General features: G+C 68.2%; 18 protein-coding genes. 12 read left to right on the top strand and 6 right to left on the bottom strand.

The genetic code is table 11. The annotated features are described in order from the left end of the window. The first annotated feature begins 70 nt into the window (after positions 1-70). Positions 71-922 carry a hypothetical protein gene (locus H5411_RS26285; protein WP_167441897.1) on the top strand — a complete coding sequence of 284 codons (852 nt, stop codon included), beginning with the start codon at positions 71-73 and terminating at the stop codon, positions 920-922. Between the two features lie 53 nt (positions 923-975). Then, positions 976-2,310, top strand: a complete 1,335-nt coding sequence (locus H5411_RS26280) for a glycosyltransferase 87 family protein (protein ID WP_101440791.1) — start codon at positions 976-978, stop codon at positions 2,308-2,310. A gap of 181 nt (positions 2,311-2,491) precedes the next feature. Here H5411_RS26280 and H5411_RS26275 read toward each other — a convergent pair whose 3' ends face one another. Then, positions 2,492-2,854, bottom strand: a complete 363-nt coding sequence (locus H5411_RS26275) for a hypothetical protein (RefSeq protein ID WP_143271377.1) — start codon at positions 2,852-2,854, stop codon at positions 2,492-2,494. Between the two features lie 552 nt (positions 2,855-3,406). On the opposite strand from H5411_RS26275, the gene H5411_RS26270 reads away from it, so the two are divergent. Beyond that, positions 3,407-4,591: a 5-(carboxyamino)imidazole ribonucleotide synthase gene (locus H5411_RS26270; protein WP_101435815.1), complete on the top strand. Its 1,185-nt coding sequence runs from the start codon at positions 3,407-3,409 to the stop codon at positions 4,589-4,591. Positions 4,592-4,602: 11 nt separating this feature from the next. Beyond that, positions 4,603-5,100 carry a 5-(carboxyamino)imidazole ribonucleotide mutase gene (gene purE / locus H5411_RS26265; protein ID WP_101435814.1) on the top strand — a complete coding sequence of 166 codons (498 nt, stop codon included), beginning with the start codon at positions 4,603-4,605 and terminating at the stop codon, positions 5,098-5,100. Positions 5,101-5,152: 52 nt separating this feature from the next. Here the strand turns inward: purE and H5411_RS26260 are convergent, their stop codons facing one another. Beyond that, positions 5,153-6,826 carry a class I adenylate-forming enzyme family protein gene (locus H5411_RS26260; protein WP_183125343.1) on the bottom strand — a complete coding sequence of 558 codons (1,674 nt, stop codon included), beginning with the start codon at positions 6,824-6,826 and terminating at the stop codon, positions 5,153-5,155. Positions 6,827-6,945: 119 nt separating this feature from the next. Between H5411_RS26260 and H5411_RS26255 the strand changes: the two genes are divergently transcribed. From H5411_RS26255 to H5411_RS26235, 5 genes are all read left to right on the top strand, one after another. Beyond that, the gene (locus H5411_RS26255; protein WP_101435812.1) at positions 6,946-8,103 is read left to right on the top strand and encodes an acyl-CoA dehydrogenase family protein; all 1,158 of its coding nucleotides are present in this window, start codon (positions 6,946-6,948) and stop codon (positions 8,101-8,103) included. Positions 8,104-8,221: 118 nt separating this feature from the next. Beyond that, entirely contained in the window at positions 8,222-9,655 is a 1,434-nt protein-coding gene (locus H5411_RS26250; protein ID WP_183125342.1) for a hypothetical protein, read from the top strand. 8 nt (positions 9,656-9,663) lie between these two features. Beyond that, positions 9,664-10,404: an ESX secretion-associated protein EspG gene (locus H5411_RS26245; RefSeq protein ID WP_183125341.1), complete on the top strand. Its 741-nt coding sequence runs from the start codon at positions 9,664-9,666 to the stop codon at positions 10,402-10,404. A gap of 75 nt (positions 10,405-10,479) precedes the next feature. Next, positions 10,480-11,415, top strand: a complete 936-nt coding sequence (locus tag H5411_RS26240; protein ID WP_183125340.1) for an esterase/lipase family protein — start codon at positions 10,480-10,482, stop codon at positions 11,413-11,415. Positions 11,416-11,499: 84 nt separating this feature from the next. Continuing rightward, a complete protein-coding gene (locus H5411_RS26235; RefSeq protein ID WP_101435809.1) occupies positions 11,500-11,922 on the top strand; it encodes a hypothetical protein in 423 nt (140 codons plus the stop codon). On the opposite strand, the gene H5411_RS26230 is transcribed toward H5411_RS26235, so the two are convergent. Beyond that, positions 11,858-13,762: an elongation factor G gene (locus H5411_RS26230; RefSeq protein ID WP_183125339.1), complete on the bottom strand. Its 1,905-nt coding sequence runs from the start codon at positions 13,760-13,762 to the stop codon at positions 11,858-11,860. The genes H5411_RS26235 and H5411_RS26230 overlap by 65 nt on opposite strands. A 281-nt stretch (positions 13,763-14,043) precedes the next feature. Here H5411_RS26230 and H5411_RS26225 point away from each other — a divergent pair, with 281 nt between their 5' ends. Next, entirely contained in the window at positions 14,044-14,472 is a 429-nt protein-coding gene (locus tag H5411_RS26225; RefSeq protein ID WP_101435807.1) for a DoxX family protein, read from the top strand. Between the two features lie 34 nt (positions 14,473-14,506). Here H5411_RS26225 and H5411_RS26220 read toward each other — a convergent pair whose 3' ends face one another. The 3 genes from H5411_RS26220 to H5411_RS26210 all read right to left on the bottom strand — a co-directional run bounded on the left by H5411_RS26220 (position 14,507) and on the right by H5411_RS26210 (position 18,263). Continuing rightward, a complete protein-coding gene (locus H5411_RS26220; RefSeq protein WP_183125338.1) occupies positions 14,507-15,211 on the bottom strand; it encodes a TIGR03089 family protein in 705 nt (234 codons plus the stop codon). Positions 15,212-15,233: 22 nt separating this feature from the next. Continuing rightward, a complete protein-coding gene (locus H5411_RS26215) occupies positions 15,234-16,652 on the bottom strand; it encodes an LCP family glycopolymer transferase (protein WP_312878613.1) in 1,419 nt (472 codons plus the stop codon). A 63-nt stretch (positions 16,653-16,715) separates the two neighbouring features. Continuing rightward, positions 16,716-18,263: an LCP family protein gene (locus H5411_RS26210; protein WP_183125336.1), complete on the bottom strand. Its 1,548-nt coding sequence runs from the start codon at positions 18,261-18,263 to the stop codon at positions 16,716-16,718. Between the two features lie 116 nt (positions 18,264-18,379). Between H5411_RS26210 and rfbB the strand changes: the two genes are divergently transcribed. Together rfbB and rfbD are read left to right on the top strand one after the other, a co-directional pair. After that, positions 18,380-19,372, top strand: a complete 993-nt coding sequence (rfbB, locus tag H5411_RS26205; RefSeq protein WP_101435803.1) for a dTDP-glucose 4,6-dehydratase — start codon at positions 18,380-18,382, stop codon at positions 19,370-19,372. Between the two features lie 27 nt (positions 19,373-19,399). Further along, complete coding sequence (gene rfbD, locus H5411_RS26200) at positions 19,400-20,284, top strand: dTDP-4-dehydrorhamnose reductase (RefSeq protein ID WP_101435802.1); 885 nt, start codon at positions 19,400-19,402, stop codon at positions 20,282-20,284. Positions 20,285-20,499: the final 215 nt, after the last annotated feature.

The raw sequence follows: 20,499 nt of genomic DNA, 5'->3' as shown, positions 1-20,499 counted from the left end.
GACCCCTCCGCCGCGTCCCCTTCGTGATTGGGGACAAGATCGACAGGTACCGGAAGGAGCTGGGGGTTCGGTGGACGTACCGGCGACCGGGGCGCGGTTCGGCTCCGCAGGCGACTCGTCGGGGGACGAGACGCGTGCGCGGTTCGAGCGGGACCGCCATTTGCGGGCATTGCGAGCTCGCTGGCGAACGGCCAGTCTCGCAGCCGGCTGGCGTTTCCCCAGCGACTGGGCGCTGCCCGAAGTCGACGCGGTGTGCGCGGCGGTGGTCCGGCACGGCTCGACGGGCGCGGAAAACGCGCTGGCCGGACTGGGCCGGGCACGGGCCGCGGCGGGCGCGGGGCTGTCGGAAACGCTGTCTGACCTGGCCGCTTTGCACGCGGTGCTCGCCGACCCGGACGCGGTCGACGGATTCGTCGCACCGGACGTCGACGCCACCCCGGCCCGGCTTCTCCGCGTAACCGCGCTGGCCTGGGCAGACGTCGCCACCGACCAGCTCGTGCACACCGAAGTCACCGACCCGCTCACCGGCCTTCCGTCCGCGGCGTACCTGCGGACCCGGCTCGGTGAGATCTACCGAGGCGGGGGCAACGAAGCGAATGTGCTGCTCACCGTGTCGCTGGACCTGACGTCGGTGTCCGGCTGGCCCCGGCTGACCGCGATGATCCTCGCCGCCGACGCCGTCCGGGCCGTGTTCGACACCGGCGAGTGTTACGCGACGATCGGCCCGTCCGCGGTCGCGGTGCTGGCCGAACGCAACGAGCGCCTGGCCACGCGCGGGGTCGCGCTCCGACGGGCGCTTAACGAACGTCTTTCCGTGGATCCGCAGCTGCGCGACGTCGCACGTCCGCTCGTGTCGGCCGTGCGGTTGCCCGGGACCCATGACCGGGCCTGCGAGCTGCTGACGGAATTGGCGCACAGCTAAGCCCCGGTCCCCCTTCCTGACCAGTATTCCCGCAGGCGTGCTTTCCTGTTGTGGTGACCAGGACCGTATCCTCCGCTGCTGACAGCGAAGCTCCGGTGAATCGATCCGGGCAGCCCCGGCTGGCTCTGCGCCGATCTCTGGCACGGCTGTCCGTGCGCCCGCGGTCGATGCTGATCTTCGCGATTTTCCCGCTGCTGGCGATCGCGATGGGGTTCTGGGGCTGGGCGCACGACTGGAACCTCGGCGTGGACAGCGCGGTCTACCGGGCAGGCGCGCTGCAGCTGCTGCGCGGGGACAATCTTTACGACGCGAACACGCTGCCCACCGAACCGGGCTGGGCGCTGCTGCCGTTCACCTACCCGCCGACCGCGGCGCTGCTGTTCGCGCCGCTCGCCGTCGTGCCGGTGCAGGTGGCCTGGGGTTTCCTGACCGTGGTCTCGCTGGGCGCGCTCGCGCTGTCGGTGCGGATCGCGATCGGCGCGCTGCCCCGTCCGGCCGCCGACAGCCCCCGCTGGTGGGCTTCGCCCGCCCGGTCGACCATCGTGTTCTTCCTGGTTTTCCTCGGTTTCGAACCGGTGTGGCGGACGATCTTCCTCGGCCAGATCAACCTGATCCTGATGGCGATGGTCCTGCTGGACCTGCTCGTGATCTGCGCACGCGGCAGCCGCTGGGGCGGCGTCCTGGTCGGCCTCGCCGCGGCGATCAAGCTCACTCCCATCGTGTTCGTCGGCCACCTGCTGATCACCGGCCGCTGGAAAGACGCCCTGCGCGGCCTGGCGACCTTCGTCGGCATGCAGGCGCTGCTGTTCCTGATCAACCCGCACGATTCGTGGAAATACTGGACCAAAACGCTCCCCGACACCGGCCGGATCGGCCCGGTGCACTGGGCGGGCAACCAGTCGCTGAACGCCCTGATGAACCGCGCCACCGACCTGGCCCCGTGGGCCTCCAGCGCGGCGACCGCGATCGGCCTCGTGCTCGCCATTCCGGCGCTGTGGCTGATGTTCCGCTTCCACCGGCGCGGGCAGGCGCTGGCCGCGCTGCTCGTCACGGCGTTCTGGATCCTGCTGATCTCGCCGATTTCCTGGACGCACCACTGGGTCTGGGTCGCGCCGCTGGTCGTGCTCCTGGTGTCCAGGCTGCCGAAAACCACCCCGGCGACGGCGTGGAAACGGTGGCTGGGGACGTTCCTGGTGGCGTTCGTGTTCGTCAGCTGCGTGCTGCTGATCTTGCCGAACGGCCGGAATGTCGAGCTGCACTGGAAGGTGTGGCAGAACATCCTCGGTGACGCGTACATCCTGATGCCGGTGGTGCTGGCCGTCGCGTTGGTGCTGCGGTGGGGGTTGCAGCGGCGGGCTCGCAACCGGGCACAGCAGGAGACCGTTTAGCCTTTTTGTGCTGGTCAGCGGCTTGCTGGCGGTTTTTGTCGGTGGTGGCGGTTACTGTCTGGATCGCGGTGGTTACGCGGCCGTCCGGAGCCTGGCTCGCGGGCGGGCACGGCCATCGTTCTGATCCGGCATCGCTCTGATCGGGCGCGGTGTGGACAGATCAGCCGAATAGTGAGCGTTGTCAGTCCGCCGAACCGCCGTAATAGTCGCCCAGCGAGGTGCGGGTGTACTGAATGAGCAGCTCGGCGTGCGCGAAGTCGTCCGGAAGACAGTCGCGGGCCGCGGCGAGCAACTCATCGAACCGGAACGGCGGCGTGACGGTCTTGGCGAGGGGATGCCGTTCGCGGAGCTGCTTCATCAGCTCGGCGAGGTAGATGACGGCCGCGTTCGAATCGGTGGTCCAGAGCCAGGCGAGCACCTCGCCGAACCCCGGAGGAAAGGCCAGCGGCCGGGGTGCGCCGGTGAGCATCCCGGTGGCCACCCCGGGGAGGCTCGCCTGACGAAGTGCGTGAAGAACCGGCCGCGGGAGGGTGACAGAGTCCATCCGGCCATCCTGCTGCAGCGGGAGGGTTTGAGGTGGGGTTTCGCTGTCCGGGTGTTGCCTGGTTGGGGTTGGGGTGCTGCCTGCGTTCGGATTGCGGGAAGGCACTTTGGGGAGCCAGGCTGCTTCTCTGGATCGGCGCGCCGGTTTCGCCTGCGCAGTCCGGTGAGCGCACCTGTTGCCGACTCGATTCGCCCGCAGCCGAACCCGTGTCGGCCAACCGGTCGCTGCGCTTCTGCCCAGGGACTTCCGCATGAGGAGCCATCGTGGTTGCCGCCGCCATGGTCGGTTCCTGCCGATTCGCCCGTCGAACCTGGTCATTCCCACCTGGGCCCTGCGATTGATCGTCTTCGCCGGATTTCTGCGAGAGATTTCGGGTGCCCTGGGGACCGCTGTCCGGCTGATCTCATGGTCGAGCCCCCCCACCGCGGCCGGTTCCCGCCACGCCACCCCCGACCCCAGCCGTCCCGGGCCAGCGCGCGCCCCGTCCACCGCACCCTGCGCCGCAGGTCGCCGGTGGTCCGCGAGTTCTCGACCAGTAACCTGGGCTGCGCTATGGACAAACGAACCGGTCTTCCCATCGTCGGCATGGTGGGCGGCGGGCAGCTTGCCCGCATGACGCAGCAGGCGGCGATTTCCCTCGGCCAGTCGCTGAAGGTGCTGGCGGCCGACGAGGGCGACGCGGCGGCCCTCGTGGCCAGCGATGTCGTCATCGGCCACCACACCGACCTCGACGCGCTGATCGACTTCGCCCGCCAGGTCGACGTAGTCACCTTCGACCACGAGCACGTGCCCGGCGAGCACCTGCTCACCCTCGCCACCGAGGGCTTCGTCGTCCGCCCCGCGCCCACCGCGCTCGGGTTCGCGCAGAACAAGCTCGTGATGCGCGAGATGATGGCCGGCCTCGGAGTGCCCGGCCCCGCCTTCGCCGAAGTGTCCACTGTGGACGACGTGGTGGCCTTCGGCGGCGAGCACGGCTGGCCGGTGGTCCTGAAGGCGTCGCGCGGCGGGTACGACGGCAAGGGCGTCTGGATGCTCGACACCGCACAGCAGGCCCGGGAGATCGTTCCCGAGCTCCTCGAAGCCGGCACCGACCTGCTGGTCGAGGAGAAGGTCGCGATGAAGCGCGAGCTGTCCGCGCTGGTCGCGCGCTCCCCGTTCGGCCAGGGCGCGGCGTATCCGGTCGTGGAGACCGTGCAGACGAACGGCATCAACACCGAGGTCCTCGCCCCGGCACCGGGGCTGTCCGAGTCGCGCGTGCACGAGGCGCAGGAGCTGGCCCTGCGCATCGCGTCGACGCTCGACGTCACCGGGCTGCTCGCGGTCGAACTGTTCGAGACCGAGACCGGCCTGCTGGTCAACGAGCTGGCGATGCGTCCGCACAACTCCGGCCACTGGACCATGGACGGTTCGCGCACGTCGCAGTTCGAACAGCACCTGCGCGGCGTCCTGGACTACCCGCTCGGCCGCACCGACCTGATCGCGCCGGCGTGCGTGATGGCGAACGTGCTCGGCGCGGAGGTCTCGCCGCAGATGAGCCCGGACGAGCGCGTGCACCACCTGTTCGCGCGGTTCCCCGAGGTGAAAATCCACCTGTACGGCAAGCAGGACCGGCCCGGCCGCAAGCTCGGCCACGTCAACTTCATCGGCGACCGCATGGACGACCTGCGCAACCGCGCGCTGCTGTCCGCGCACTGGCTGTCCCACGCCGTCTGGCTCGACGGCGACGAGATCCACTGAAGGGGAACACAATGGCGCCGCAGGTGGGCGTGATCATGGGCAGCGACTCCGACTGGCCGGTGATGGAGGCCGCGGGACAAGCGCTGGACGAGTTCGGCGTCGAGTACGAGGTCGGTGTCTACTCGGCGCACCGCACCCCGCAGCGGATGCTGGACTACGCGAAGTCCGCGGCCGACCGGGGCATCCGCACGATCATCGCGGGCGCGGGCGGTGCCGCGCACCTGCCGGGCATGGTCGCGTCGGCGACGGTGCTGCCGGTGATCGGCGTGCCGGTTCCGCTGAAGTACCTGGACGGCATGGACTCGCTGCTGTCGATCGTGCAGATGCCCGCCGGCATCCCGGTCGCGACCGTGTCCGTCGGCGGGGCGCGCAACGCCGGTCTCCTCGCGGTCCGGATCCTCGCCGCCGCTGACCTGCAGTTGCAGGCGAAGCTGACGCAGTTCCAGGAGGACCTGGAGCAGTTGGTCCTCGACAAGGACGCCAAACTCCGCGAAAAAGCGGGCAAGTAGCTGGCGCGGTGCGGATGCCGGCGCAGGCCCGGCATCCGCACGCACCGTCAGCTCACGCCGGGTCGGGCAGCTGCTTCCGCAGTTCGCGCTTCAGCACCTTGCCCGCCGCCGACACCGGGATTTCCTCCACGAAATGCAGTTCCCGCAGGCGTTTGTACGGCAGCACCTTCTCGTTCACCGCCGCCATCAGCTGCTCCGCGTCCACTGAGGAATCCGGCTTCCGCACGACGAACGCCACCGGCAGCTCGCCGACCTCCGGGCTCGGCCGGCCGACCACCGCCGCGGAGAGCACGCCCGGCGACGCGCTCAGCAACTCCTCCAGTTCGCGCGGAAAGACGTTGTAGCCCTTGTACAGCAGCATGTCCTTCTTGCGATCCACAATGGACAGATAGCCGTCCTCGTCGAGAACGCCGATGTCGCCGGTGTGCAGCCATCCGTCGACCAGCGCGGCAGCGGTCTCTTCCGGACGGTTCCGGTACCCGCGCATCACCTGCGGCCCGCGCAAGCACACCTCGCCCTCTTGCCCGGGCGGCAACGGCTCTTCGCTGCCGTCCGCGACGAGCTTGACCTCGGTGTCGAAGATCGGCCTGCCGACCGACCCCACCTTGCGCACGCCGGACCGGTAGCTCGGCGAGATCACCGCGCCCATCGTCACCTCGGTGAGCCCGTATCCCTCGGCGATCACGACGTCCGGGAACCGCTTGTGCAGCGCGCGGATCATCTCGTGGCTCATCGGCGCGGCACCGGAACCGATGTTGCGCACCGACGACAGGTCAGCCGTATGGAACGAGGGTGTCGCCAGCAACGCCGCGAACAGCGCGGGCGCGCCGCCGATGGTCGTGACCTGCAGCCGTTCCGCGTCCGCGACGTACGCCGCCGGATCGAACCGGGCGTGCAGCACCGTCGTCCCGCCGGCCAGCAAGGGACCGTTGAGTCCGGCGATCACGCCCATCGCGTGGAACCACGGCGTCAGGTTGATCGCGGTGCCGGTACCGAGCCGGGTCGGCCATTCGTCCGGGCTGCCGATCTGGTCGATCGTCAGGTCGCCGTTCGCGTCGAGTGCCGGTACCGAGCCGGTCGACCAGCAGGTGTGCTGGAGCGTATTCGTGACGACGTTGCGATGCGTCAGCTCGACGCCCTTGGACCGCCCCGTCGTGCCTCCTGTGTAGGCGAGATGAGCGAGGTCGCGGTCCACCTCGATCGCCACGTCTGGCCTGGTCGCAGGCTGGTCAGCGAAGAACTCGCGGAACTCCACGCTTCCTTCGCTGAGCTCACCGTCGGGCGCGACGACGATCGTGAGCCGCGCCGGAATTCGGTCGGCGACCGCCGCGAGCGTGCCCGAGACCGGTCCGAACGTCACCACCGCGGCGGCCCCGCAGTCGGTGAGCTGGAAGGCGAGGTCGTCCGGCGGGAGCAGCGGGTTCGTCGGACTGAACGTCGCCCCCGCCAGCAGGATGCCGTGGTAGGCGATGGGATACGCGAGGCAGTTCGGCAGATGCACGGCGACCACGTCGCCCCGCCCGATGCCGCGGGCAAGCAGCGCTTGCGCGAACCGGCAGGCGGCTTGCCAGGTCTGAGCGAACGTGAGCTGGTCGTCGCCCATAGCGAACGCGACACGGTCGCCGTAGCGCGTCGCGGCGCCGGCGAGCAGCGAACCGATCGGCACCTGGGGGTAGTCAAGGGAAGCGGGCAATCCGGGCGGCGGAGTCGACGCAGTGGCAGCCATCACTTGACCATACGAACGGTGAGGCCGAGGACACAAGCAGCGAGCCGCCGCGTTCGGTGTGAACGCGGGCTAACATCGGGGGACTTTCTCCCGTTTCGCTGCAGAAGAGGTGACTGAAGGTGGCCGAGGGCCTGTATCAGCTGGCCGAGGAGCACGAGGAACTGCGGGCCGCGGTCCGGGCTCTAGCCGAAAAGGAGATCGCGCCCTACGCGGCGGAGGTCGACGAGCAGGAGCGCTATCCGGTCGAAGCCAACCAAGCGCTCGTCAAGGCAGGCTTCAACGCCGTCCACATCGCCGAGGAGTACGACGGCCAGGGCGCCGACGCCATCGGCGCGTGCATCGTGATCGAGGAGGTCGCCCGCGTCGACGCGTCCGCGTCCTTGATCCCGGCGGTCAACAAGCTGGGCACGCAGCCGATCATCCTGTCCGGTTCGGAGGACCTGAAGAAGCTGGTCCTGCCTTCGATCGCCTCGGGCGAAGCATCGGCGTCGTACGCCCTGTCCGAGCGCGAGGCCGGCTCGGACACCGCGTCCATGCGCACCCGCGCCCGCCTCGATGGCGACCACTGGGTCCTCAACGGAACCAAGTGCTGGATCACGAACGCCGGTGAATCGACCTGGTACACGGTGATGGCCGTGACGGACCCGAACGCGGAAAAGAAGGCCAACGGCATTTCCGCGTTCGTCGTGCACAAGGACGACCCGGGTTTCTCGGTGGGCCCGAAGGAAAAGAAGCTGGGCATCAAGGGTTCCCCGACCCGCGAGATCTACTTCGAAAACTGCACCATCCCCGCGGATCGCATCATCGGCGAACCGGGCACCGGCCTGAAGACCGCCCTGCGCACCCTGGACCACACCCGCCCGACGATCGGCGCGCAAGCCCTGGGAATCGCCCAAGGCGCCCTGGACGCGGCCGTCGCGTACGTCAAGGAACGCAAGCAGTTCGGCAAAGCAATCGCGGATTTCCAAGGAATTCAGTTCATGCTGGCCGACATGGGAACGAAAATCGAAGCCGCCCGCCACCTGGTGTACGCCTCCGCAGCGTCCTCGGAGCGAGGCGACAAGCGCGCCGGCTTCACCGCCTCGGCAGCCAAAGCCTACGCGTCCGACGTGGCAATGTCGGTGACCACGGACGCGGTGCAGCTGTTCGGCGGCGCAGGCTACACGCGAGACTTCCCGGTCGAGCGCATGATGCGCGACGCGAAGATCACGCAGATTTATGAAGGCACGAACCAAATCCAGAAGGTCGTCATGGCGAGGGCCCTGCTGAAGGGCTGAGCCCCTGACGGTCTGCAGAAGAGCCCCACTACCCGGATCGGGTGGTGGGGCTCTTTTGTGCCCGAACTCGCCTTCTTCGGTAGTTACCAATCTGAAGCAGAAGGCGGGTGCGTGACCGATGGGGTTCTTTGACTTCATCGGCGAAGGTGCCCAGTGGATTGGTGACCGGATCAGTGACGCCGACGATTGGGTCAACGATCGGCTCAAGGATGCTGGGAATTGGTTCTCCGACTTCTACCACGGAAATCTCGGCGACCAGGCCGTTCCCGCGCCGGTGATTGTGCAGCAGGTGCAGCAGGGGCCGGGGACCTCGTCGTGGGATAGTGGTAGTGCCACGGTTCAGAAGATGATCCAAGAGCACAACCAGAACAGCGACGACGCGCAGCAGATCACCACCATGCTGGAATCTGTCTGGACTGGCGACGGTGCGGATGCGGCGCGGGCGCGGCTCAGACCGTTGTCTGACGCGTCGTCTACCTCCGCGCAGGCTTATGTGGTCAATGGGCAGAAGCTGGTCGACACTACGCACGGCTATAACGACATGAAGATCGCGTTGCAGGCGATGCCTCCCACGCCTCCGCACAAGAATCTTTGGGACCAGGGCACTCCTTGGGACACCGACACCGAGAAGCAGATCAACGCGTACAACGCCGCCGCCAATCACAACGTTGAGCGCTACCAGAAGTACGCGGACCAGGCCAAGACCAACGGCCAGGGGTTGAACAGCAATTACGGTCAAGTGGCCGGGTTCGACGGGCAGAATCTCAAGATCGATTCTGGCGGCGATCACGTCACGGGCAAGACCGGGTCGCACGAGAGGTCTTATCGGAGGTCGGACTCTGGTGGGCCTGGGAGTGGGCCGGGAACTGGGTTCGGGAGTGGGCCGGGGACCGTCGGAGGGCCGGGAACCGGTGGGGTTGGGGCTAGCGCGGTCAATGGGCCGGGGTATGTCGGTGGGTCCGGTGGGGGCCTGGCGAGTGCTGGAGGCGTCACAGCGCCGCCGCCGGGGTATCGGCCGGGGGATTACGACGGGACTTCGACGTCTGGGTGGACTCCGCCGTCGGTTGATCGGGTCGGGGGTTCGCCCTGGACTCCGCCGATGTCGACGCCGACGCCGACCTCGTTCGGGGCTGGGGGCGGTAGTGACAGCAGCGGCTGGACGCCGGGGGCGTTTGGACCGCTCGGTGGCGCAAGCGAGGCCGGAGCCGGGGGCCGCAGCGGCGGGATCGCGGCGCGGCTCGGCGGCGGTGCCGGGGCAGGGGCAGGTGCCGGTGCAAGGACAGGAGCAGGAGCCGGGGTCGGCGCGGGTGAAGAAGGGGCCGGCCGCGGGGCTGCGGGGGCGGCTGGGAAGGGCGCGGCCGGAGCCAAGGGGAGCCCGGGAATGGGCGGCATGGCCGGCGGCGGCAAAGGCAAAGGCGAAGAGGACAAAGAACACCAGCGCAAATACGGAATCGACGACGACTCCGCCTTCTCGCTCGTCGACGAGAACGGCGAGCGGGCCCTCGACCCCCGCACTGGGTTGCCTCCGACACCCCCGACGATTGGTGGTTGAGGGGCTCGATGACGATCATCGACAGGCCGCTGCGGATGCCGCGGCCGGTGTTTTTGGCGCTTTGGCACGCGGAAAACCTCGGCAAAGTACCGGTGGTGGTCGAGGACACCCCGATGTACCTCACCGAGGAAGGCGCCGCTGAACGAGCAAAACGGACGCGGGATCTCCTTGCTCAGCTTGGCGAAACGGCGGCGGACGCGTTGCGAGGCACGCTCAAACTGCTCGCGACCGCGCGGCAAGAGGTGTACGGGTGGACCGACTTTGGCACCCACCAAGAGGACAACGGGGCGATTCTCGTCGCGGCCACCAAACCAGACGCCGTTCGGTTGATTACCGACGCGGAGTTCGTTCAGCTCGACCCGGTGTCGCCGGATGAGCTCGCGGCCTGTTTGGTCATGGCGATGCCGGAATGTCCTCCGGCGGCGGTGCGGGCGATGCGGGTCAGCCGGGAGTACTACGACGGGGGCGGCGGCGCGGATCCGCTGGCGGAGGAAGGCGGCGACGCGGACGAGTTGCGGTACCTGATGCGGGCTCCGCGCGACGCGGTGCACCTGCTGCACGCCGCGGTCCGGGACGGGCGGGGCGAGCGCCGGTACAGCTCGCCGTTGTCGGTGATCGATCTCAGCGGGCGCGGGCGGGTGCTGAGCTTCCAGAGCACCAGTGACGGCGAGGCCCAGATCAGTGTCTACCCGGGAAACCGGGCCTCCTTGATCGATGCGGTGAACCGTACGCTCACCGGATTGCGGTAAAAACTAGTAACCGCGTTTCCCTTTCTCGTGTTCGGCGTTAACCACTGCGTCGGGTTCACAGAGAGGTGAAACGGAATGGGCGTACGCGCTTTCGGACGGGGAATGGTCCTCCTGGCGGCGACGGTGGTCGCGCTCGGCGGCGGCACCGCGGTGGCGTCGGGGGCGACCGGGAAAGAACCGACCGGTCCGGTGCAGCCGAACATCATCGCCGCGGCGATCTACTCGGCCGCGCAGCCGACGATCGCGCCGCCGGGGGCCAACGACTGGAACTGCAAACCCTCCGCGGAACATCCGAACCCCGTGCTGCTGTCCAACGGCACCACGGCCAACGCGTACGAGAACTGGGCGAATCTCTCCCAGCGGCTCGCCGACGAGGGGTACTGCGTGTTCGCCGGGAACTTCGGCGGGTCGCCGGGGGCGTTCCTGCAGACGGTGGGGCCGGTGGCGGGGACCGCCGGCCAGCTCGCGACCTTCGGGGACAAGATTCTCCAGGTCACCGGGGCTGCGAAACTTGACGTCGTCGGGCATTCGCAGGGCGGGATGAACCCGCGCTACTGGATCAAGTACCTCGGCGGCGCGAGCAAGATCGGCAAACTGATCGGCCTGTCTCCGTCCAATTACGGCACCAACCTGTACGGCCTCCTGACCGCCATCCAGGCGATCCCGCCCGCCCGCGACATCGTCGGCGTGCCCTGTCCGGCCTGCAACGAACAGTCCACCGGGTCCGCGTTCCTCACCGACCTCAACGCAGGCGGCGACACTGTCCCGGGCGTCGACTACACGGTCATCCAGACCAGGTACGACGACGTCGTCACGCCGTACACCAACGCCTTCCTCAAGCCCGCGCCCAACGTGAAAAACCTCGTCCTCCAGGACGTCTGCGGGCTCGACTACACCGACCACCTCGGCATCACCTACGACCCGATCGCGGAGCGCGAGGTGCTCAACGCGCTCGACCCGCAGCACGCGAAAAAGCCGAATTGCGTGTTCGTGCCCCCGGTGATCAGCTGAGATACCCCCGCCCCGGGGTACAAACGCGAACACTTTCGCCGACTCGGTTGTGCGGGGTCCGGCAGCGATGTCACAGTCGGTGACATGTTCTGGCTGCTCCCCGACACCTGGACGCCGCACGACGAGGCCGAGCTGGTCGCCGGATGGCGGCTCTGGCTCGAGCTGAGCGACCGCGCGTGGCCCACCGCGTCGTGGGACGGCACCCCGTCCGGCGCGGTGGGCCCGTTGCGCGAACTGCTCGACGCGTGCGAAGAAATCGAGAGCACGTGCCGGGAAACGGCCGAGCCGTCCGCGGAGTTCACGGACATCGTTCAGCCGCTGGTGCTGTGCGCGAGCGCGGTCCTCTGCCTGTGGTGGGACGACCACGCCCCGCTCGACTCGACGCGCGCGAAGGCGCTCCACGAGGACCTGCGCCGGTTTTCGGCCCTCGCGGAGCGCGTCCTCACGCTGTTGTCCGCCCACGGCGGCTGGACGGAACTCGACGTGGCCCGCCGCCGCCCGGCTTGAGCCGGTATTCGGCGAAGTTCGTGACCAGCGTGCCCTCGCCTTGGGTGAGCGCGGGCAGCGCTTGTTCCAATTCGTGCGCGGAGGCGGCCGGAAGATGACCGTCCACAGTGCACCGGTCGTCGGTGATCACTGGTTCGCCTGGCACTGCGCGCAGTTCGACAAGTTTGCGCAGCACGGAGCTGATCGCGGACGCTGGGGCTTCGAGTTCGAAAGCGTGGACTGGTTCGTACACCCGCGTTCCGGCCTCGCGAAGGGCTTCCTGCAAGACGAGCCGGGTCATGCCGCGGAAATCCCCGGCGGTGCTGGCTGGCGGGTAGAACGCGGTGTCGCTGAGGGTGACGACACAGTCGATGACTTCCCTGCCGTGCAAGCCTTCGCGCAGGATCTCGTGCACGGTTTCCTCGATGGCCGTGTGGAAGGAAAGCGGCAGCGAGCCGAGTTCGACCTCAATCCGGTAGTCGGTGCCGGAGCCCGGAGGACCGGGTTCGACGCGAAGTCCTACGGTGGCCCAGAAGAACACGCGCTCCTCCGGTGCCGGGTGGCGTACGCGGTATGCAGTCCCATGTAGACGATCGACCAGCAGCGGTCGCGACTCCTCGAATTCGGCGGCGATGCCGAACTCTTCGGCGAGCGTCGTCCGGATTACTTCCTTTTGGACTTCGCCATACAAGCGGACGGTGATTTCCTGGTCCTGTCGGCGGATGCTGATCAGCGGGTCCTGTTCGGACAGGCGGGTCAGCGCGGTGTACAGCGCACTCGTCTGATCTGGATCGACCGGGTACACCAGCGTTTCCAGGCTCGGCGGGGCGAAGAACCGGTCCTCGGAAAGGTTGGCGCTTTCGCCGAGCCGGTCGCCGATCTGTACCTCAGGTAAACCCCAGACCCGCGCGACGTCACCGGCCAGCGCCTCACCGGACACCGGAGTTGCGCCGTGCTCGAACACGCGCACCGTGGAGGGGCGGCCGACGCCTTCCATACCCAAGCGTCGGAAAGGAACCGGTCGGCGCGCCGCCAGCGAGCCGGAAAACATGCGCACGTAAGCGATTTTCTCGCCGGAACGGCCGCGCTCGATTTTGAATACGGTGGCGTCGAGTGGCCCGTCGCCACGGCGTTCGCGGGACGGCAGCAGTTCGTAAACCCCGGCGATGAGGTCAGCGACGCCAGCTCCGGTGACTGCGGAACCGAAGAAGACCGGGTACACCGAGGCGGCGGCGACCTGACGTGCCAACGCTTTTCGGTAATCCATTGAGGACGCTGCACCGGCCACATAAGACTCAAGAAACGCGTCGTCTCCGGCGAGTGCGTCGGCGAGTCGTTCATCGAAGGGCAGCGGCACCGGCTGTGCGCTGGCGGTACCGATCTCGGTGACCGTGCTCATTGGGATGCATCGCGGGGAAAGCGTGGTACGCAAGGATTCCAGTAACGAGGCTTCGCGAGCGCCGGTGCGGTCGATCTTGTTCACGAACACGAGCACCGGAATACCGAGCCGGATCAGCGTGCGCATCAGCACGCGGGTCTGGGCCTGGACGCCTTCTACTGCGGACACCACGAGCACCGCGCCGTCGAGCACGCCGACGGCGCGTTCGACCTCGGCGATGAAGTCGGGGTGGCCGGGGGTGTCCACGAGGCTGAGCCGGTGGCCGGGCGTGCTGACCGCCACGACGGCGGACTTGATGGTGATGCCGCGCCGGCGTTCGAGGTCGAGCGAATCGGTTTGGGTGTCGCCGTCGTCGACCCGGCCCGCGTGGTCGATCACGCCGGTTTCGAACAGCAGTCGTTCGGTGAGGCTGGTTTTACCTGCGTCGATGTGCGCCAGGATGCCGATGGTCAGTGCTTTCATGCGTGCGGAAGTCCTCGGATGCGGGAGACAGGCCGAACTGGGATCGATCGGACTGTCGGCGCATCGGGACTCCTCGCGGCTCGGAAACACGAAAACACGGCCGCGAGCGGGTCGTACTCGCGGAGATCAGCACGGTAGCGCCGGGCCGCGCGCGGTGTACAGCGAGTTTTCGGTGCCTGTCGGTTTCCTGTCGATCACTGGCTGACACCCCCGCGGCGGTGTTCAGTGCCCTACCGTGGACCGGGTCAGTTGAACTTTCACCTACCGGGGGAACTGTCTCCATGTTGACTCGAGTCAAGGACGTCGCGCTGCTGCTCGGCCGGATCGGCATCGCGGTGGTGTTCTTCGCCCACGGCCTGCAGAAATGGGACAGCGGCGTCGGGGCGACCGCCGACATGTTCAGCAAGATCGGCATCCCGCTGCCGGGCGTCGCCGCGTTCCTCGTGATCGTGCTCGAACTGCTCGGGTCGATCGCGTTCGTCGTCGGCTTCCTGCTGCCGGTGGTCGCGATCGGCTACGCCATCGACATGGCCGGCGCGTTGATCTCCGTCCACGCGGCGCACGGCCTCACCGGCCAAGGCGGCTACGAACTGGTGCTGGTGCTGGGCCTCACCGCGCTGGCGCTGGGCTTCAACGGCGGACGACTGTCTTTGGACCACGTGCTCTTCTGGCGTCGTCGCCAGGGCGCGGCCGAACTGCAGAACGCCTGAGAACCGCGGTGAGTGCTGCCGACGCCGTCAGCACTCACGAAGGAAGGTCGGCCGTGGTGCGCTCGGCCTCGCGGCGGGCGGACAGTTTCGCCGGGTCCGCGTTCGTCACCTGGACCAGGTGCGCGCTGGCGGCAAGCGGAACGAGCAGGCCGTCGAGTATGCCGTCCGGCACCGTCCAGTCCATCGTGGACAACACTCGGTCTGCCGCGGTCAGGCCGAGTTTTGCCGCACGCGCAGTGGCTTCCGTCCACACTTCGTCCACAGTGGAGGAACCCAGTGCCGGGGTGTCGCCGGGGGTCGGCTGCATCGGGACGAACTGGTCGCCGGACATCCGGGCCTCGCTGAGGTAGTCGAGCGCTCCGCCCGCCGGCGGCGTCGACAGGCCGCGGCCCATCGGGTCGAGCGACACCACCGCGACGGCCGGCGCGTCGATCTCCTCGTCCGGACTGGTGAACACCACCCGTGCGCCGTCCGGCTCCGCGACCACGCGGGCCCCGCACCACCACGCGCCGAGCAGCACGCCCACGGTCTGCCAGTGCGCGGGCAGCCGCACCGCGACGGCGTCGCCCGGCTCGACGTCGAACTCGTCGACCAGCCAGTTCGCCGTTTTCGCGGCCCAGTTCTGCGTCGTCGCCACGGACAGCTCGACCCGGCTGCCGAGCCGGTCGTCGTAGTGCGTGATCAGCGGTTTCGCGGGCGAGGCCAGGAGCTGGCGCAGCAGCTGCTCGGTGAGACTCATGCGTCTCAGGCTAGTCGCGGCGTCAGTCGACGCAGGGCACGCCCGGGATTCCGGAGTCCAGGCCCTGCGGCGCCGCCCCGGCCGCCGCGCCGCCGCCTCCGGTGACGGTCCGTCCGGCCAGTCCCGCGACGAACTTCTGCACCGCGGCCGGGTCGACCTCCACGATGCTCTGCCCGTCCTCGCTGCGGCCGTTCGTGGTGATCACCGGAATCGTCGCGAAGGTCAGGCTGCCGGACGCGATGCCCTTGACCTGCTGGGCGAATTCGAGCACGTCGAGGCTGTCGTCGAGCACGAACGACCGGTGCACGGCGTCGATCAGGCTGTTCAGCGTGCCTGGGTTGGTGAGCGTGCCCGCCGACAGCACCTTGCGCAGCGCCGAGGACAGGAACGCCTGCTGCCGTTTGATCCGGTCGAGGTCGCCGTTCGGCAGGTTCTTGCGCTGCCGCACGAAGGACAGCGCCTCGCCGCCGGTCACGGTCTGCACGCCGCGGCGGAAGTTCGCGCCGGAGTCCTTGTCCGAGGTCGCGTGGTTGAGGCACACCGGGACGCCGCCGACGGCTTCGGTGAGCAGGTAGAAACCGAGCAGGTTGACCTCGGCGTAGTGGTCGATGCGCACCTGCGTGAGGTCCTGGACGGTCTGGACGAGCACCCGTCGCCCGGCGCTGTCGGAATCGCGGGCGATTTTCGCCTGGTCGTGCTCGCCCTGCGCGCGTTCCTCCTGCTCGGCCTGCGCCTTGGCGACGCCGTACGCGGAGTTGATCTTCCCTTTGCCGCGGCCCGGGATGTCGACCCAGCTGTCGCGCGGGATCGACACCGCGGAAGCCTTGCCGCCGTTCTTCGGGATCCGCACCAGGATGATCGTGTCGGTGTTGATGCCGCCCTTGTCCTCGGTGCGCAACGACTTCAGCATGCTCAGCGGCAGCGGATTGCCCTGCTGGTCGGTGCGCGCGTCGCTGCCGACGAGCAGGATGTCCGTGCCGCCGTCGTCGGCGGGCGGGGCCGGGGGTTCGCCCGCGCGCGGGGTCAGGACGTCGGTGGTGGCGACGTTGTCCTGCAGCTTGTCCTTGGTGACGTACGCGTAGCCCGTCCCGCCCAGCGCGACCAGGGAGACCAGGCCGATCGCGACCCGGCGGGTGATCCGGGTGGTCCGGCCCGCGCGGTGCCGCGATTCCGGTGCCGGGTTTGACGGCTGGGGGAGTTCGACGCGCGGGTACGGCGAGGGTTTCCACTCGGAAGAGGGTTCCTCCTCGGCGGCGGCGCCCTCGGTAACCGGCTCGGTTTCCTCGGCGGCGGTGTCCTCGGACGTCTTCTCGGCCGCCGGTTCAGCGGCGGCGTGCGTCGGCTCCGCCGTTCCGTCGGATCCGCGGTCCGAGGCGTCGGGAACCGCCGGACTGTCGGCAGAATCCGCCGTCCGGTCCGGTTTGTCCTGGTTTTCGCTCACCCCGGTTACCTCCCCGCTCACAGCGTACGGCCTGCGGTGCGCCGCGACGCTGGGTGCTCGACTCTAGTTGACACAGGGGACATCGCCCGCCGTGATGAGCGGGGTGGGTGAGGTCGAGGATCCGGACGGAGGCGGCTCGGAGTGCGACGACGACTGCGACGACGGCGGGGCCGCAGGAGGAGCGGAGGACGTCGTGGCCGGTGCTCCGGCGGTGTCCCGCGCGTCCTTGCCGAGGATCACCCGGACGTGTCCGGCGGCGACGTCGGCGTCCGGCTCGGCCTGTGCGCTGCTGCCGAGGGCTTGCCGGACCAGATCGGCGGCGGCCTCGTCCGACGGGTGGTAGCGCAGCACGGTGGTCGCGCGGGTGGACAGCTTCGTGCTCGTGCCGAGCTGGAAACCCTTGTCCTGCAACAGACCCCGCACCTGGTCGGCGGCACCCGAGCCGGAGCCGTCGAACAGCTCGACGGTGGTCTGCCCGGCTCCGGGCAACGGCGCGTTGCTGGGGGTCGGGGCATTGCCGTCGGAGGTCAGCCGGTCGATCTCGGCGCGGACCTTCGCCTGGTCGACACGCAGCACGTCGGCGCCGCCCATGACCGCGTTGCCCTCGGTGGGGATGGTGTGGAACTCGACGTTTCCGCCGGTGAGCCCGCGCATCTGCGCGACGAACTCGGAGAGGTCCCAGCCCGAGGACAGCACCACGGACTTCTTCACCGCCTCGACGAGCTGCGCGACCCGCACCGGATTGGCCAGCACCTCGGACGAGAGGACCTTGCTCGCCAGCCCGGACAGGAACGCCTGCTGGCGCGCGATCCGGTCGAGGTCGCCGTTCTGCAGGCCGTAACGTTGGCGCACGAACGCGAGCGCCTGCACACCCTCGATGGTCTGCTTCCCGGCGGGAAGATCGACGCCCGACTTCTTTTCCTTCACCGCGTTCTTCAGGCACACCTGGACGCCGCCGATGGCCTTCGTGACCTCGTAGAAGCTGGCCAGGTTCACCTCGGCGTAGCGGTCGATCATGCCCGGTTTGCCGATGAACTTCTCGATCGTTGCGACCAGGTTCTTGCGACCGGCGAGCTTGGCTTTCTCGTCGACGTCCTTGAGATCGGCGTCGCCCTTGGCCTGCAGCGACTTGGCGGTGTCGTTGTAGGCGTAGACGTACGCGCTGTTCAGCTTGTGCTTGCCGAAGCCGCCGGTGATCTCGACATAGGAGTCGCGCGGGAACGAGATGGCGATCGCGTGCTCCCCGTTCTGCGGGATGTGCACGAGAATCATCGTGTCGGTCTGCTTTTCGCCGTCGGAATCGCCGGCGTGCAGCATGTCGAGCACCTCGCGGGGCAGCGGATTGCCCTGCGCGTCGGTGCGGCTGTCCTGGCCGACCAGGAGGATGTCGATCGCGCCGTCGAGCGGTTTCGCGTGCTCCTGCTGCTCACCGAAGATCGCCGTGGTGGAGAAACCGGACCGCGGGTCGCCGATGAACTGCCAGCCGTACCACGTCAGCGCGAGCACGACCACGGATACGACGGACAGCAGGATCTTGCCGCTTCGCCGCAGCACGACGAGCACGCCGCGACCGCGGTGCGCCGGCAGCGGCGTCCCCGGCCATTCGGCCACAGTTCCTCCCCAGGATGACCGCGCGTTTCGCGCTTTGCCGAACTCTACCGACTCATCTGTGAGCCACCCGTAGGCTGGTGGCGAGATTGCCCGGTCGGGCGGAAGGGTGGATGAGGATGCGGGTCCTGGTCACAGGCGGTGCCGGGTTCATCGGTTCGCACTACGTGCGGCAGGTGCTGTCGGGGGCGTATCCGACACTGGCCGGCGCCGAGGTCGTGGTGCTCGACAAGCTCACCTACGCGGGCAACGAGGCGAACCTCGCCCCGGTCGCCGACAGCCCCCGGCTGCGCTTCGTGCGCGGCGACATCTGCGACACCGCGCAGGTCACCGATCTGATGCGCGGCATCGACCTGGTCGTTCACTTCGCCGCGGAGTCCCATGTGGACCGCTCGATCCTCGGTTCGGCGGACTTCGTGCTCACCAACGTGCTCGGCACGCAGACGTTGCTGCAGGCCGCGCTGGAGGCGGGGGTCGGGAAGTTCGTGCACGTCTCGACGGACGAGGTGTACGGGTCCATCCAGGACGGTTCGTGGTCGGAAGACCACGTGCTGGAGCCGAATTCGCCGTACTCGGCCTCGAAGGCGTCGTCGGATCTGATCGCCCGCTCGTACTTCCGGACGCACGGGCTGCCGGTGTGCGTCACGCGGTGCTCGAACAACTACGGCCCGTACCAGTTCCCGGAAAAGGTCATCCCGGTCTTCGTGACAAACCTGCTGGACGGCAAGAAGGTCCCGCTCTACGGCGACGGCCTGAACGTCCGGGACTGGCTGCACGTGGACGACCACTGCTACGGAATCCAGCTGGTCGCAGACGGCGGTCGTCCCGGCGAGATCTACAACATCGGCGGCGGCACCGAGCTGACCAACCGGGAACTGACCGAACGCCTGCTCGCGGCGGTCGGCGTCGGCTGGGAAATGGTCGAACCGGTGGCCGACCGCAAGGGCCACGACCGGCGGTACTCGGTCGACATCGCGAAGATCAGCGGCGAACTCGGTTACGCTCCGCGGGTGTCGTTCGAGGACGGTCTGGCGGAGACGGTGCGCTGGTATGCCGACCACCGCGCGTGGTGGGAGCCGCTGAAGGCCCGCGCCGCGCTCGGCACGTCCTGAAACCCTTTCGCAGTAGGAGGTACGCCGGTGCGGCTGGCAGTGCTCGTGCCCGGCGGTTCCGGTCAGCTGGGCCGGGACCTGGTGAATACCGCGGGCCCGGAAACGGAGGTGCTCGCGCCTTCGTCGGCGGAGCTGGACGTGACGGCGGCTGGTCAGGTGATCAGCGCGGTCAGCGAACTGGCCGAGCGAGCGCGCGCCGCCGAGGCGGTGCCGGTGGTGATCAATGCCGCCGCGTATACGGCGGTTGATGCCGCGGAGTCGGACGAAGCCCGGGCGTTCGCAGTGAATGTCGACGGGCCCCGAGTGCTGGCTGCGGCTTGTACTTCGCGGCGGGTGCCGCTGATTCATATCTCGACGGATTATGTCTTTCCCGGGGACGCGGACCGGCCGTACGAGGTGGATGACGCGCTCGGTCCGAAGAATGCTTACGGGCGAACCAAGGCGGCAGGGGAGGATGCCGTACTCGGGTCCGGGGCGTCGGCCTGGGTGGTGCGGACCAGCTGGGTGTATGGAAAGAGCGGGGCCAATTTCGTAGAGACCATCCGGCGGCTGGAGTCCGAGCGGGACCAGTTGTCGGTAGTGGACGATCAGGTAGGAGCACCTACTTGGTCGGCCGATTTGGCCGGTGGTCTCTGGGAGTTGGCCGAGGCCATCGCGGACGGGCGAGGCCCTGCGGGGAAGATCCTGCACTGCACTGGAGGTGGAGAGACCTCCTGGTACGGATTCGCGAAGGCGATCTTTGAAGAGATCGGCGCGGATCCAGCGCGCGTAAAGCCCTGCACGACCGAAGAATTCCCCCGTCCAGCCCCCCGCCCCGCCTACTCTCTGCTCTCCAACGCTTCCTGGCGAGACGCCGGACTAACTCCCCTAAGGGATTGGCGCGCGGCCTTAAACGCATACATCCACGCATAAGAGGAGAAAGCCCCAGCCCCCTCCCTGCACCCCGATACGAAGCCTCCCTGCGGTCGGTGGGTGCTTGTCAAGGTACTCTTTCCAGCCTTGACAAGCACCCACCGACCGTCAGCACAATGACGGCTTCGGGGTGCCTTTCTCCGTGGGCTTTTCCGGCTTCGCCGGGCTTTTGCCATTGGGGGACCCCACCCCGATTTTTTGATTGTCACTACGGT

The organism is Amycolatopsis echigonensis, from assembly GCF_014174495.1.
Taxonomy (GTDB): Bacteria; Actinomycetota; Actinomycetes; order Mycobacteriales; family Pseudonocardiaceae; genus Amycolatopsis; species Amycolatopsis echigonensis.
This window is presented reverse-complemented; position numbering and strand designations above follow the sequence as displayed.